We start from the raw sequence: 14,033 nt of genomic DNA, 5'->3' as shown, positions 1-14,033 counted from the left end.
CCCCACCAGACGACCACTAACACCCCCAAACCCCTCTATAGCCTCTCCATCAACCCCCCCCCCCCCCCCCCGGCGCCCCTACACCACCCCCGCCCCCCCCCCCCGGGGCGTCCGCGGGCGACTACGACTTGGTGATCCGGACGGTCTCGCCGTACCCGTCGGCGCTCAGCACGTCGATCCGCACACCGGCCGCCGAGTCGGTGAACGACTCACCGGCCCAGAACGGGCCGTCGTCCAGCCGGCGACAGCCGGCGGCCGGTACGGCGAAGGGCTTGGCGTCCATGACCCGGATCGGGCCGTAACCGGTCCGTACGGACGTGTCGACCTTGTACACCAGCGCACCGGTCGAGCAGACACCGGTGTCCGCCTGAACCGCCCGCCTCGACTCGACGACGTAGGCGGTCGTGGGACTGGTGCGCACCACCGCCATCTTGGTGCCGCTGCCGTACTCGACCGCGGTCAGGTACACGGTGTCGCTGCCGGCTGATGACCGGCACACGACCTGGCTGTCGTCGGTCCAGCCGAGCTTCCACGACTGCCAGGCGAAGTACTGCGGCCCGGCCCCTGCGATCAGTCCCATCAGGTCCCAGCCGCCGACGAAACGATGGGCGTCCGTGCCCTCGTCGAAGGCGTACAGGTCGGGCAGGCCGAAGGTGTGGCCGGTCTCGTGGGCCACCAGTCTGGGCCCCCAGTGCCACATGTCCTGGCCGAAGGTCACGGCCCACTTGATCCTGCTGCCGTCCGCTACGACGCCCGCGGATCCCGGCTGGTACACGTAGGTGGGGGTGAAGGAGATCACCGACGCGTTCCTCGTCGCGACGACGTACACCATGTCGTACTGCGAGAAGTCCACGTACGGATCGGCCGCCGCGACCGCGTCCCGGACGTACGCCTCGTGCGTCTCGTGCGTCAGCCCGCGGGCGAAGCCGTAGTCGGTGGAGGCATGTGGCATCCGCGCCCACCGCTGGTGCTGGCTGATGGCGAGCCATGCCTTGCCGTACGAGGCGTTCCACAGCCAATTCGCACCGGGCGTGATCTGCGCCGCGTCGGAGGCCGGAGACTCCGTGGCGGGCGCGTCGGGGAAGTCCACGAAGATCATGCCGACCTTGACGGTGCCTGTCGGGCGCTTGAACACGGAGAAGTCCGTGCTGTGCCCCTCGTCCGTCCAGCCGGTGGTCCCGCCGAGCGCGCAGGCTGACACACTGTCAGCTGCGTTGGCGGCGCCGACGGGAGGCGTTCCGGGCAGGAACAGCAGCAGAGCCGCGAGCAGCAGCGGCAAGAGCGCCGCACGAGCGGGCGGCACGGGGAAAGAGTTTCTCACGGAATCACTGCCTCTTCATCTAACAGTGTGTGACATTTCACATATGAGATTGCGGATGCGCAAGTCTGTCCGAAAGCTCTCGCCTGTCCATAACATCTGCGCCATGGATCTGGAGGTACGGCACCTGCGGGTGGTGTGCGCGATCGCCGAGGCGGGCAGCCTCACCCGCGCCGCCGCCTCTCTGGGCGTGACCCAACCGGGGCTCAGCGCCCAACTGCGCCGCATCGAGGTCATGCTGGGCGGGTCCCTGTTCGACCGGCGGCAGGCCGGCGCCGTCCCCACAGTCTTCGGCGAGCTGGTACTGGGCCGGGCCGGCGCCATCCTGCCGGGGATCGACGGGCTGCTCGCCGACACCGCCCGGGCCGCCCGCCGGATATCGGCGGCCGACCGAGTCCGGATCGGCTCGGTCGGCGCTCCCCTGCTCGGCCATCTCATCGTGGCCGTGAAGGCGCTGCTGCCGGAAGCAGAGCTGACCTCGCGCTGCCACCACTCCCCCGTCGCCCTGCTCGACGACCTCGCGGCCGGCCGACTGGAGGCGGCGGTGCTCGGCGACCACCCCGACCAGGAGCTGCCGCAGCGCGAGGACGTGATCCTCCATCCGATCGTCACCGAGCCGGTCTTCGCCCTGCTCCCGGCCGCCCATCCTCTTGCCGCCCAGGACGAGGTCTCCCTCGCCGAGCTCCTGGACGAGGACTGGGCGGCCCCCCGGCCCGATAGCGACCGGACCCGCGAATACTGGTCATCCGTCTGCGCCCTGACGGGCCGCCGCCCCTTCACCCCGTACGAAGCGGAAGGGCGGCAGCTGATCGAGATCGTGCGCGCAGGTCTGGCCGTCAGCCTCTGTCAAGCCACCTTCATCGAAGCACCGGGCGTCGCGGTCCGCCCTCTGGCCGGAAATCCCCTGTGGTACCGGCACGTTCTGGCCTGGCGGTGCGACGGCCCACTCGCGGACCGCGGCACCGAGATCCTGCGCCGGGTCGTCGAGGGCTACCGGGGCACATGCCTCGCCAGCGCCGCGTACACAAGCTGGCGGACACGGCATCCGCATGCGGCCGTGCCGACCGCGGCCGCGCGCTGACGGGAGCGGACGCGGTCGGCATTCGCCGCGCGTCACTCCTGCCGGTCACCCGCCCGCTCCGCCAGAGTCCAGCCGTTCTTCCGCTTCAGCGGAGCGATCAACCCCGCATATACACAAGCGCCCGCCCACGCGGCTCCGACCTCACGAAACGCGACGCGAACCGGGCATGCAACCCCGCCAGCACCCCGTCCCACGCCTCGACCAACCCCACCCCGAGCTCAGCCATACACCAACTCAACCACGCACACGTGTGATTGCGGTACCAGGCGATCCCCGAAGTTGCGACCGCCCTGCTCGCGGACGCGGTCGTGGACGGTTGAAGAACGCGTCAGCTGACCCGAAGACCGACCGCGAGCGTCAGTTCAAGGACCCGGTGCGGCGACTCGAGATCCGGAAACAGCTCCCGCAGCTGCGACATCCGGTACCGGACGGTCTGGGGATGGACGAACAACGCCGCCGCCACCTCGTTCCGCCTGCCATGGTGCAGGAGCCACGCCCGCAACGTCTCCTCCAGCCGTCGCGCGGTCGCGACAGGCAAGGTCTGCAACGGTGCGAGGGCTCGGGCACGCAGGTCTGCGAACGCGTCCACGTCGGCGCTCAGCACCAGCTCGGGCAGGTGGTCCTCGGTGTCGCGAATCTCAGAGGAGAGGGAGCGCGCGCGGACGGCTCGTGCGTACGAGGCGGACGCACGAGCCCATGGCCGGGCCGGGCCGACCACGGCGGCGCGGTCGGTCAGCTGTCTCAAGAGATGTGATCGGTCGGCATCGGGGACGAGCAGCACGCCGAAGGCGTCCGGTAGATCGTCGAGGACGAGGGTGCTCGGGTCGAGCGTGCGGTAGGCGGGCCGGGCCTGGGCGGCGGGCAGCAGGACCGCGGTCAGCGAAACCGGAGGCTGCCACCCGGCCCGTTGAACAGAGGCCCGCAGCACGTTCGGGCTCGCGCCGGCGAGGAGGTCGCGGACCAGTTGTTCCAGGTGGCGCTCATGAGCCCGGCCCTGGGCGGCCAGTTCGTCGGCGTGGCCCGCGGCGCTCGCTGCGGAGAGCTCGTCGATGTAGGCGAAGGTCAGCTCGGCGAACTTGGCGACCTCGGCGGCGGGCAGACCTGCGGGTACGGCACCCGCGGCCAGGCATCGCCAGGCCACGCGGGCACCGACGCGGTAGGCACTGAGTAGGGCGTCCATCGAACGGCCGTCGCGCACCTCGCCGCGGCCCAGCTCGTAGGCAGCCTCACCGGCGTCGCCGCCCGTGGCGTTGCCGCTCGCGAGGTTCAGGTAGTGCCCCAGGGCGGTGCGGACGGCTCGGCGGATGGTGCCGCCCATGCGGCCCGACAGGGCGTTGGCGTATGGAGGGACCTCGTCGATGATCGCCTGGACGACCTCGTCGGCGGTGGTCTTCAGCGCGGCCCGAAGTGCGGTGACCGTCGTCTCATCCAGGGCCAGTTCGGTGGCCCTCCGGACTGCATGGCTCATGTTTTGTTCCCTGCAAACAATTCAGCCGATCAATTTCACGTCCTGCGGATAGGACTTTACGCCCTGAGGCGCATCAAGCTGGAGTCATGACGAGTGCAGCCCTCCGCAGTAGGGCGTGGAAACTGCTGGAGATGGTCACGACGCCGCTGATGCCGTCGGACTACCTCGACCTGGTCAGCCCGCTGCGTGCGGGCGCTGACCTGCGTGGGCGCATCGAGGCCGTGCACCCCGAGACGGGTGACGCCGCGACCCTCGTGATCAGGCCGGGACGGGGCTGGCACGGTCACACAGCCGGTCAGTACGTGCGGATCGGGGTCGACGTCGACGGGGTGCGCCTGTGGCGTGCCTACTCGGTCACCTCGCCGACAAACCGCCAGGACGGCCGCATCACGATCACCGTGAAGGCGATCCCGGACGGCAAGGTCAGCAATCACCTGGTCCGCAGGGCGAAACCGGGCACGCTGATCCAGCTCGACCAGGCGACCGGTGACTTCGTGCTGCCGGAGGCAAGGCCCGCCAAGGTGCTCTACCTGACAGCCGGCAGCGGCATCACGCCGGTGATGGGCATGCTGCGCGAGATCGAGCTCGACGACGTCGTCATGGTCCACTCCGCGCCACAGCCGCAAGACGTGATCTTCCGCAACGATCTGCACGACCTGGTCGCGGACAAGAAGCTGCGTCTCACCGAGCTGCACACCGACACAGACGGCATGCTCGACATCGCCCGTCTCGACGAACACGTGCCCGACTGGGCCGAGCGCGAGACCTGGGCTTGCGGGCCCGCGGGCCTGCTCGACGCCGCCGAAGATCACTGGACCGAGCACGGCGTCCAAGAGCGCCTGCACACCGAACGCTTCCGCCCCGGCATCGTCGTCGCCGGCGACGGCGGCGAGGTCACGTTCAGCACCACCGGCAAGACCGTCGACGCGGACGGCGCCACGCCGTTGCTGGACGTCGGCGAGGAGGCCGGCGTGCTCATGCCCTCCGGGTGCCGCATGGGCATCTGCTTCGGCTGCGTCACGCCGCTCAAGACGGGCGCCGTCCGCGACCTGCGCACCGGTGAGATCACCGAAGCCGAGCCGGGCGTCCTCATCCAGACCTGCGTGTCCGCCGCGGCGGGCCCTTGCGACATCGAACGGTAGGAGCACCTTGACCGCCATCGACCCCACCGCCCACCTGACCGCGGAGCAGATCGAGGAGCTCGGCCGCGAGCTGGACGCGATCCGCGACGAGGTGATCGCCAGCCGCGGCGAGAAGGACGCCGCCTACATCCGCAAGGTCATCGCGGCGCAGCGCAAACTCGAGCTGGCCAGCAGGGGCGTCCTGCTGTTCTCGATCTTCCCGCCCGCGTGGCTGATCGGCACCGCCGGCCTGTCCGTGGCGAAGATCATGGACAACATGGAGATCGGCCACAACATCCTGCACGGCCAGTGGGACTGGATGCGGGACCCGAAGATCCACTCCACCACCTGGGACTGGGACCACGTCTCGCCGGCCGACCAGTGGAAGCACTCGCACAACGAGCTGCACCACACGTACACCAACGTGATCGGCAAGGACAACGACCTCGGCTACGGCATCATGCGCGTCGACGAGGACCAGAAGTGGCACCCGTTCCACCTCGGCCAGCCGCTGTGGAACTTCATCAACGCCTGCTTCTTCGAGTACGGCATCGCCGCCTACGACCTGGAACTCGGCAAGAACCTGCACAAACGCCGCCGCAACACCCCGGAGTTCCGCGCGCGGGCCAAGGCCGTGGGCCGCAAGATCCGCAAACAGGTGCTCAAGGACTACGTGATCCACCCGCTGCTGTCGGGCCCGTCGTTCCTCACCACGCTCGCCGCCACGTTCACCGCGAACCTGGTCCGCAACATCTGGACCCACTCGGTGATCATGTGCGGGCACTTCCCCGAGGGCGTGCAGGTCTTCGAGCGCCGGTCGATCAAAGGCGAAACGCGCGGCCAGTGGTACCTGCGCCAGATGATGGGCTCGGCGAACATCAGCGGCAGCAAGGCCATGCACTTCATGACCGGCAACCTGTCGCACCAGATCGAGCACCACCTGTTCCCTGACCTGCCGAGCAACCGGTACGCCGAGGTCGCGCTGAAGGTGCGCGCGCTGTTCGAGAAGTACGAGCTGGAGTACGTCACCGGGCCGCTGCCCAAGCAGGTGTACTCCGCGTGGCACAAGGTCTTCCGGCTCTCGCTGCCGAACAAGAAACCCAAGGTCAAGACGCCGGACCGCGAGCAGGAACTCGTCGCGGCCTGATTCCCGGTACGGGTTCAGATCGTTCGACCGTACCGGCGGCACCGCCGGTTTCGGTGAGCAGCAGCAGCGGCTGACCACGCTGGGCGTGGCCGCCGCCGAACGGCCCGCACCGGCCTCGACGGCAAAGCGAGCGTCGGGAAGTGAGGCCAAGGCGCAGCAACCTTCCAGCGCGGCCTGACCGCCCTCACCCAATGGATCGAGCGCGAAGGTGACCGTGCGGTCCTCCGCAGGCACAGCGAAGAGATCGCGGTCGACGGCGAGACGGAGCCGGTGACGTGAAACTCGGCGTATGGATCACCCAGACCAGGACACGGCGGGACAAGCTCAACTCTGAGCAGCTGGCCGCACTGACGGAACTGGGCATGGGGTGGGCCGCTGAGGTACGGGGCTCGGTCCCTGCCGCCGTCGTGACCTCCGCGTCCATCACATCGAGCGGCAGCATGACCGCGCGCACCGGGTGGACGTCACGTCGCCGAGGTGCCCGGCCGCGCGGCGAGGCCAGGGCACCCACAGGCACGACGCCGGGCGTACCGCCACCACCAGTGTCCTCGCAGCAGTGCGCAGCTTGTCACTCGAGCGGTGGGAGGCGAGGACGTCCGCAGTGGCCAACCGGCGGCGACTGTGAAAATCGCTGCCCGATCACCGGAGCACAGTGATAGACACTCGGCGTGGAAAAGAATCTTGAGTTCCCCGAGCTGCTGCGACTGATCGATGAACGGTCGACCGCCTTCCGCGCCGTGGTCGCCGCCGCGCCCGGTCTCGACGCACAGGTGCCGACCTGCCCTGGGTGGACGCTGTTCGATCTGGTGAAGCACCTGGGTGGGGGAGACCGTTTCTGGGCCGCCATCGTCGGCGCGGGGCCTGCCGACGCTCCCCCGGCCGAGGCCGTCGCCGCGCGCGCCGCTCTGGTAGTGCCGCGGGAGCGTGAGGCCCTGCTGGCCTGGCTGGCCGCGTCGACGCAGGCCCTGCTGGGCGCCCTGCACGCGGCGGGACCGGAGAGCGGTTGCTGGACGTGGTGGCCCGCGTCGCAGTCACCGCAGACCGCCGGCGGCACCGCCCGGCACCGGGTCCAGGAGACCGCGGTGCACACCTACGACGCCCAGCTCGCCGGGGGCGCCCCGCAGCCGCTGCCGGTCGAGGTGGCACTCGACGGTGTGGAGGAGTTCCTGTTCACCGTCTGCGCAACGCCGAGTGCCTGGCCGCACAAGCCCACGGCCTTCGACTTCCACGCCGCCGAGGGCCGCTCCTGGCGCCTCACCGTCGACGGCGACGGCGCACGCACCACCCGCATCCCCGCGCCCACTGCCGCGACCGGCGAGGACTCGGACGCAGCCGGCGCCTCCGTCCACGGCACGGCCAGTGAGTTGGTCCTCTACTTGTACGACCGGATCCAGGCCGACTCCTTGCACGTTGACGGAGACGCAGGGCTGCTCGACCTGCTCCGCGCCTGGGAGCCGGAGGAGAAGTAGGACGTAGCCGGGTGTGAGTAGTTGGCGTACAGGAAATCCCGGTGAGAACGATCATGGTCACGAGCTGAGTGCTGCGGCGGCCGGGCGGGGGTGGGGAAGGCCGCCGGCATGGAGGACGGCGAAGTCGGTGTGGGCCTGTTCGACGGCCTCGGGGTACGCCTCGCGCTTGGAGTGCTCGGCGAGTGCCCGATAGATGCTCGCGACGGAGGGGCTCTGTCCCTTGCGCTTGCCGGTGGGGATGATCAGGTCGGGCTGGATCTGCTCGACGGACTCGCCGCCTGCGCGGCGCCGCAGCACGGTGTGGAGCATGTCGTCGGTGATGACCGGCGGCCGGCCGCCGTGCTTGCCCTTGCGGGCCGCGGTGTCGAGCCCTTCGAGCGTGGACTCGCGGATGTTCTCCCGCTCGGTCTCAGCCATCGCGGCGAAGAACGCGAACAGCAGCTTCCCCGGGCCGGTGGGGTCGTAGATGCCGGGCAGGGGCCCGGCCAGCATCTCCAGGACCAGGCCGTGGGCGGTGAGGTGGTCGGCGAGCGCGGTGAGTTCGGCGGCGTCCCGGCCGAGGCGCTTCATCTCGTACACGGTGAAGATGACCCGGCAGTGCGGGGCGTGCGCCTTGACCTCCCGCGCGGTCCGCAGCGCCTCCTCGAACTTCGGCCGTACGCGGATGCGGGTGCCGATCTTCTCGGCGAAGACCTTGTCCCTGGGGATGCCGTGCCCGGCGAGGGCGTCGAGCTGGGAGTCGAGTTCCTGGCCGAGGGTCGAGCAGCGGGCGTAGCCGATGCGGATGTCCGCGCTCGACAGGGCTGAGTCGATCGGCGACCGCGCAGCGATCCACTCGGCGTTCGGGCAGTGGTGGCAGCTGCTGGAGCACGCCGATACCGACGGCGACGGGCAGGTCTCCCGAGCGGAGTTCATCACCGTGATGGAAGACCGTGTCACCGCTCCGGCGCACTTCGAGACCGCGGTCATGGCCATCGCGGACGCGGTCATCAGGGCCGCTGACACCAACGGCGACGGTGTCCTGAGCCGGGAGGAGTACGTGGCGATGTACCAGAAGCTTGGTGTCCCCGAGGAGCAGTCCGGGCCCGCGTTCGAGAGGGTCGACCTGGACGGCAACGGCGTCATCAGCCACCACGAGTACCGCACCGCCATCGTCGACTTCTGCCTCAGCACCGACCCCGACGCCCCCGGCAACTACCTCCTCGGACCGCTCGGCCAGCCGACCGCCTGACCCGCTCCCGCCGTCCCTTCCCGCGCTCCACGCCCGCGGGAAGGGACGCCCGGCCCAGGCCGGGCGCGCCATCCCTCACTCCTCGTCTTCGTCGTCCTCGATGGCGTCAAGGTCCCGGAGGGGGCGCAGACCCTGGCCGGGGCCGCTGGCGGTGATGTTGATCAGGTAGCGGCCCAGGAAGTTGATGTGCCGGTCCTTCAGCGGGGAGAGGCGGGCGACGTCCTCGTCCTTGATGTGGTGGCCCTCGGCGCGAAGCTGGGCGACGGCGGCGTCGAGGTAGCGGGTGTTCCACAGCACCACGGCGTTGAGGACCAGGCCGAGGGCGGCGAGCTGGTCCTCCTGGCCTTCGCGGTATGCCTGGCGGATCTGGCCCCGGCCGCCATGGCAGATCGCGCGAGCCAGCCGGTGGCGGGACTCCTGAACGGTGAGCTGCCGGTTCATCAGACGGCGGTAGCTGTCGTCGACCAGGGCGAGCAGGTGCATGGTCTTGTCGATCCGCCCGTACTCGGCGAACGCCGCCCCCAGCGGGGTCGGGTGCCCCTCGCGGCCGAACATCCGCAGCAGGTCGTAGGCCCGCACCTGGTTGGTGATGAGCGACCCGGCAACGCGAAGCATGTCCGACCAGTGCGTGGCGATCCGCTTGAGGTTCACCTTGTTGCACGCGACGGTCTCCAGCAGCCCGTACCCGGCGATCGGCGCCTCCCCCGTCGGGCAGGTCGGCCCGCCAGAACCTCTGATCCGAGAGGTCACGGAAGCGCGGGACGAAGCGGAAGCCGAGCATCTTGTACAGGCCGAAGGCCATGTCGGAGTACGAGGCGTTGTCGGTCGCGACCATCTCCGGCTTCACCCCGCCGTCGAGGTTCAGCAGCGTGTCCAGCCTGTAGAGGCTGTCGCGCGGGGTGCCGCGCACGACCATCGCGCCGATCCCCGCGACCTGGTCGTTGACGGCATTGAGCCAGGTCACGCCGCGTTTGTAGCCGTAGTACTTGGGCGAGGGGCCGGTGTTGATGCTCTTGACGGGGACGACGAAGCGCAGGCCGTCGACGGAGGCGAGCAGGCCGCCGCCCCACATCTGGGCCAGCTCGATGCGGGACTGAGCGGTGACGAGCGCGGCGTTCGCCGCGGCGATGGTGTCGGCACGCAGGTAGTTCTGGTCGACGTGGGACAGGCGCGAGCGGGTCAGCGCCTTGTTCTCCGGGTCGATGACCGGGGTCAGGCCGATGTGGCAGCTCTCCGCCACCAGCAGCGCGACCAGAGAGACGAGCAGGCCCTCCATGCGGGTGCGCCGGTCGCAGACGTGGCCGAAGGCGTCGAGGAACCCGGTCCAGGAGTGGACCTCGAACAGCAGGTCCGGCAGGTCGATCCTCGAGAGCATCGCCTCCGTGGTGGCCTTGAGCCAGGTCAGCGACTCCGGCTCGCCCACAGCGCCGAGCTTGTCCACGGACAGACGGGCGCGTCCGCCGCCCTCGGGGACGACGATCTCCACCTTCGCGTCGGCGCCGGCCTCCTGAAGGCGGTCGGCCATCTGCCGCCATGCCGCGTCCAGTCCCCGGACGAGCTGGGCCAGGTGCTCGTCAGCGTCCTCGGTCAGGGACAGGCCCGCGAGCACGTCCGCGCGCATCGCCTCCCACCGCGGACCGTCCAGCAGCCCCAACATCAAAGGCATGGGAAAGCTCCGCTACGTCGTCGAGCAGACCTTCGCTCTGCTCCACCAGTTCAAACGCCTCGCCGTCCGCTGGGAACGCCGCACCGAACTCCACGACGCCTTCGTCTCCCTCGCCTGCAGCCTCATCTGCTGGCGACGACTCAACAAGCCCGAATGGCACCCACTGGGTGGAGGCCACTGAGTGGAGCCCACTCGATGGGCTCCACGCGGTGTCGGCATCGGACGGTCCACTCGGTGGACGATGCCCGGCATCGTCACCACAGCCAGGCGTTCGAGTGCTCCTAGCGCATAACGCTCCCTTGAGGGTCCGCCCGCATGAACACCGGCCTGCTCCATGGCAGGGGCATTCACCCTTCACGCGATCGGAGTTGACGGCTTCTCACCGGCCGTAACAAGCCCATTTCAGTTCGTAGTAATTAGATGAATCCTCGACTGAATTGCCGTCAACAACACTCGCCGATTATCTCGATTCGATAACGAGATCCCCGGAATGACCTGGACCATCCCCAACCGATCACACCAACTGCCCTGATTTCAAAGGAAACTGACTGTTCATCAAATATGGAGGGAAGGTAACGGTCCGATATCTTCAACCCGATTCCCGTTTGCCCGAAATCTCCACCGAACCTGTCTGGCAGGCTTCCGCTCACCCACTCCTTCGACCAAGGATTTGAGGTGTACATGGGGGTTCATCGTCGAAAGAAACATGAACATCGGTGCAGGCCACGCCGGCTGACACTGCTCACCGACGCAATGGACTCGGCGGCGGTGATAGCGGGGGGGTCTCGCCTACTCCAGCCTCGGTGACCATGCCCAGGCGCGAACGTACGGGCGGCAGCAGCCAGGCCGTCGCCGCCGGGCCGAGGTCGGCTGACCTTCCTCCGGTCGGCGTCCCCACCGGCTCCAGCCATCCATCGGCGGGCGAGTGCCCCACGTAGTAGGTGCCCCGCCGGGCCTCGCATCCCAGCGCACCCGACGTTCCGTTCGGCGCTGACCAGCCCAACGGCTGACTGACCATCACCCATCGGAGTACCGCCGAACCCGGGAGCCGTTGCCGAGCCCCCTCCCGCCGGCATCTGCACCGCAGACCGGGCGACCGGGTTGCCGGGCGGGCAGGTTCCCGATTTCTCAGACCAATCGAATCAAGGAGCATGATGCACAAACGTCGCGCGTCCCGCCGCAAGAAAGCGCTGATAGCCGCGATCACCGCCGCCCTCTCCGGCGGTCTGCTGTTCGGCTTCGGTGCCCTGGCCCAAGCCGATGCGGTCAGCGGCACGGTCATCGGCGGGCAAGGCAACTACCAGACCGTCAACCACCGGCCCAAGCCGTCCCTCTCGGCCGGGGTCGTCGGCTCCTCGAAGGTCGGCGACAAGATCCAGATGTCCTGCCGGACCACCGGCGACACGGTGGAGAACAACCCGCGGTGGATCTACACCGGCTCGTACTACATCGCCGACGCGTTCATCCAGGAGAACACCACCGGCCTGCCCGTCTGCGGCTCGAACCCGAAACCCACACCCACCCCCACGACCGCGAAGACGGTCGCGATCGACATGCAGAAGCAGGTCAGGACCCAGTGGTGCTGGGACGCCTCCGGCGTGACCATCGCCAAGTACTGGGGCCACGCCGTCAGCCAGGAGCAGTTCTGCCGGCTCGCTGCCCAGGGATCCTGGGTGGACTGCAACAACCAGCCCGCGACGCTGGAAGACATGGCCAACGGCCTGGCCAGGCTGGGGCTGAGCAACAGCGGCCGCAGCCTGTACCGCAACGCCTCGTTCAGCGAGTCCGTCGCCGAGATCGCCGCAGGCCGGCCGTTCGCCGTCCGGATCGGCTGGCGCACCGGCGGCGGCCACATGAACGTCATCTACGGCTACGACAGCGCCACCAACATGATCGCGGTCGGCGACCCGTGGCAGACCACCCAAACCTACACCTGGTGGAACAACTCCACGTACGTGAACAACAACTCGTTCCAGTGGACCCACTCGCGCATCGGCATCCAGGGCTGAGGAGAAGACCGACCATGCAGACCATGCGACGTACCAAGCGCGCGGCAGCCCGGGCCGCCGTCCTCTTCACGGCCGCGCTCGCCGCAGCCCTGTCCGGAAGCGTTTGCGCACAAGGCGCGGAGGGCGACGGCATCGCGGGCTACCAGTCCGCCCAGCAGGCCCTCCAGAGCGACCAGCTCCGGAGCACCGTCTCCCGCTTCCTGGTCGCGGCCCGACAGCCCGGCACTGCCCCCGCCGCGGACGGCGGCACCGTCGGCACCCCCGGCAACGCGCCCGCCGCGGTCGCCGCGCCGCCCAGGTTCGATCTCAAGGACCCGGTCCCGATGTTCGAGATCAGCCCCGAGTTCGTGGCCGGCAAGGCCCAGGCTGCCCCGCAGACCGCGCTACGGCTCACCTACCTGGCCTCCCGGGTGAACGCCTCCAACGGCAAACACGCCGCCGTACTGCTCGCGCCCAAGGGAAACCCCGCGACGACGGGAAACGACCCGCACGTGGTCGGCGCCGAGGGCTGGGAGCTGGCCGGCATCCGGGACGGGGACAACGATGTCAGCCTCGCCGAACGCGGCACCCCACAGGCCCGCACCTTCACCGAGCCGCAGATCCACGCCTGGTACCGGCTCACCGCCGAAGGCACGGTCGAGCCGCTCAACGAGGAGGCGACCACCGGCCTCGGCGGAAAGCACTCCATGAGCCTCGCCGCCTACCAGAAGCTTGTCACCGCCCGCTACGGTGACAAGCTGCCCGGCTCGGAGTACGACCGCAAGGGCCTGGCCGGCGGGTACGCCGGTCTGGTGGAGGGCCAGCAGACCCAGGCCGCCGTCGAGGCCGGGAGACCGGCGGCCGAGACGTCCTGGCAGCCGGCAGCCGTCACCGGGGCCGCAGCCCTGATGGCGGCGGGCGGAGCGGCGGTGTACGTGCGCCGCCGGAGGGCGGTCGGCGTCCGCTGACCTGACCCCGGTAAAGGGCCGGGTCTCCTCCCGTGCGCAACCCGACGGCTTCCCTCGTCGGATGCGCACAAGCGCGGGAAGGAGGCCCGGCCCGTGCGGTCCGGACGGCGGCCGGCCCGGACCGGAGTCAGTCCTTGCTCAGCCGCACCGTGTCCCCCGTCCGTCCGCGAGGACGTCGATGCGCACGCCGGTCGCGGGGTCGGTGAAGCTCTGTCCGGGTGCGTACGCGGCCAGGTCCAGCGCGGTGCAGCCGGTGGGCGGGGTCGCGGCCGGGGTCGCGTTCGTGATCCGCACCGGGCCCTCGCCGGTCGCGGCGGCGGAGTCGACCTTGTAGATGCCGGTCGCGGCGGCGGAGTCGACCTTGTAGATGAGGACGCCGGTGGAGCAGGCGGCCGCGTCGTTGCCCTGGGCACGGCGGGACTCCGCCACGTACGCCGTCGTCTCCCCCGTCCGCACAACGGCGATCTTGGTTCCGCCGGGCCGTTACTGACGTTTTCAGGGTGGGGTCGGTGGGTTGATGGTCAGGCCTGTGGCGGTGAGGCAGCCGTCGATCAGGTGAGGCCGGTGCTGGATCCT

At 69.4% G+C, this 14,033-nt stretch carries 11 protein-coding genes and 3 pseudogenes; 8 read left to right on the top strand and 6 right to left on the bottom strand.

The features are described from left to right. Positions 1 to 121: 121 nt before the first annotated feature. Complete coding sequence (locus AB0I68_RS37940) at positions 122 to 1,303, bottom strand: M6 family metalloprotease domain-containing protein (protein ID WP_363181991.1); 1,182 nt, start codon at positions 1,301 to 1,303, stop codon at positions 122 to 124. A 121-nt stretch (positions 1,304 to 1,424) separates the two neighbouring features. On the opposite strand from AB0I68_RS37940, the gene AB0I68_RS37935 reads away from it, so the two are divergent. Beyond that, positions 1,425 to 2,399, top strand: coding sequence for a LysR family transcriptional regulator (locus AB0I68_RS37935; protein ID WP_363181990.1), 975 nt, complete (start codon positions 1,425 to 1,427; stop codon positions 2,397 to 2,399). A 44-nt stretch (positions 2,400 to 2,443) separates the two neighbouring features. Here the strand turns inward: AB0I68_RS37935 and AB0I68_RS37930 are convergent. Both AB0I68_RS37930 and AB0I68_RS37925 read right to left on the bottom strand, forming a co-directional pair. After that, positions 2,444 to 2,625, bottom strand: a pseudogene (locus AB0I68_RS37930) (IS701 family transposase); the annotation flags it as partial. Positions 2,626 to 2,727: 102 nt separating this feature from the next. Continuing rightward, a complete protein-coding gene (locus AB0I68_RS37925) occupies positions 2,728 to 3,867 on the bottom strand; it encodes a helix-turn-helix domain-containing protein (protein ID WP_363181989.1) in 1,140 nt (379 codons plus the stop codon). Between the two features lie 86 nt (positions 3,868 to 3,953). Here AB0I68_RS37925 and AB0I68_RS37920 point away from each other — a divergent pair, with 86 nt between their 5' ends. The 3 genes from AB0I68_RS37920 to AB0I68_RS37910 all read left to right on the top strand — a co-directional run bounded on the left by AB0I68_RS37920 (position 3,954) and on the right by AB0I68_RS37910 (position 7,604). Continuing rightward, positions 3,954 to 5,009: a ferredoxin reductase gene (locus AB0I68_RS37920; protein ID WP_363181987.1), complete on the top strand. Its 1,056-nt coding sequence runs from the start codon at positions 3,954 to 3,956 to the stop codon at positions 5,007 to 5,009. Positions 5,010 to 5,016: 7 nt separating this feature from the next. Continuing rightward, positions 5,017 to 6,135 (top strand): acyl-CoA desaturase, encoded by a 1,119-nt coding sequence (locus tag AB0I68_RS37915; protein ID WP_363181986.1) that lies wholly within the window; start codon positions 5,017 to 5,019, stop codon positions 6,133 to 6,135. A gap of 668 nt (positions 6,136 to 6,803) precedes the next feature. After that, positions 6,804 to 7,604 carry a maleylpyruvate isomerase family mycothiol-dependent enzyme gene (locus AB0I68_RS37910; RefSeq protein WP_363181985.1) on the top strand — a complete coding sequence of 267 codons (801 nt, stop codon included), beginning with the start codon at positions 6,804 to 6,806 and terminating at the stop codon, positions 7,602 to 7,604. A 57-nt stretch (positions 7,605 to 7,661) separates the two neighbouring features. On the opposite strand, the gene AB0I68_RS37905 is transcribed toward AB0I68_RS37910, so the two are convergent. After that, entirely contained in the window at positions 7,662 to 8,519 is an 858-nt protein-coding gene (locus tag AB0I68_RS37905) for a recombinase family protein (protein ID WP_363181984.1), read from the bottom strand. Here AB0I68_RS37905 and AB0I68_RS37900 point away from each other — a divergent pair. Further along, positions 8,416 to 8,835 (top strand): EF-hand domain-containing protein, encoded by a 420-nt coding sequence (locus tag AB0I68_RS37900; RefSeq protein ID WP_363181993.1) that lies wholly within the window; start codon positions 8,416 to 8,418, stop codon positions 8,833 to 8,835. The two genes, AB0I68_RS37905 and AB0I68_RS37900, sit on opposite strands and share 104 nt — an antisense overlap. Before the next feature lie 75 nt (positions 8,836 to 8,910). Here the strand turns inward: AB0I68_RS37900 and AB0I68_RS37895 are convergent. Beyond that, positions 8,911 to 10,483: pseudogene (locus AB0I68_RS37895) on the bottom strand (Tn3 family transposase); the annotation flags it as partial. Between the two features lie 13 nt (positions 10,484 to 10,496). Here AB0I68_RS37895 and AB0I68_RS37890 point away from each other — a divergent pair. The 3 genes and pseudogenes from AB0I68_RS37890 to AB0I68_RS37880 all read left to right on the top strand — a co-directional run. Continuing rightward, a pseudogene (locus AB0I68_RS37890) lies at positions 10,497 to 10,682 on the top strand (hypothetical protein); the annotation flags it as partial. A 970-nt stretch (positions 10,683 to 11,652) separates the two neighbouring features. Continuing rightward, positions 11,653 to 12,510, top strand: coding sequence for a papain-like cysteine protease family protein (locus AB0I68_RS37885; RefSeq protein ID WP_363181983.1), 858 nt, complete (start codon positions 11,653 to 11,655; stop codon positions 12,508 to 12,510). Positions 12,511 to 12,533: 23 nt separating this feature from the next. Continuing rightward, positions 12,534 to 13,457, top strand: coding sequence for a hypothetical protein (locus AB0I68_RS37880; protein ID WP_363181981.1), 924 nt, complete (start codon positions 12,534 to 12,536; stop codon positions 13,455 to 13,457). A gap of 138 nt (positions 13,458 to 13,595) precedes the next feature. Here AB0I68_RS37880 and AB0I68_RS37875 read toward each other — a convergent pair whose 3' ends face one another. After that, the gene (locus AB0I68_RS37875; protein ID WP_363181980.1) at positions 13,596 to 13,913 is read right to left on the bottom strand and encodes a hypothetical protein; all 318 of its coding nucleotides are present in this window, start codon (positions 13,911 to 13,913) and stop codon (positions 13,596 to 13,598) included. Between the last annotated feature and the right edge of the window lie 120 nt (positions 13,914 to 14,033).

It is taken from the genome of Streptomyces sp. NPDC050448 (genome assembly GCF_040655295.1).
Taxonomy (GTDB): domain Bacteria; phylum Actinomycetota; class Actinomycetes; order Streptomycetales; family Streptomycetaceae; genus Streptomyces.
Note: the sequence above shows the minus strand (reverse complement) of the source record. Positions and strands in the feature narration are given on the sequence as shown.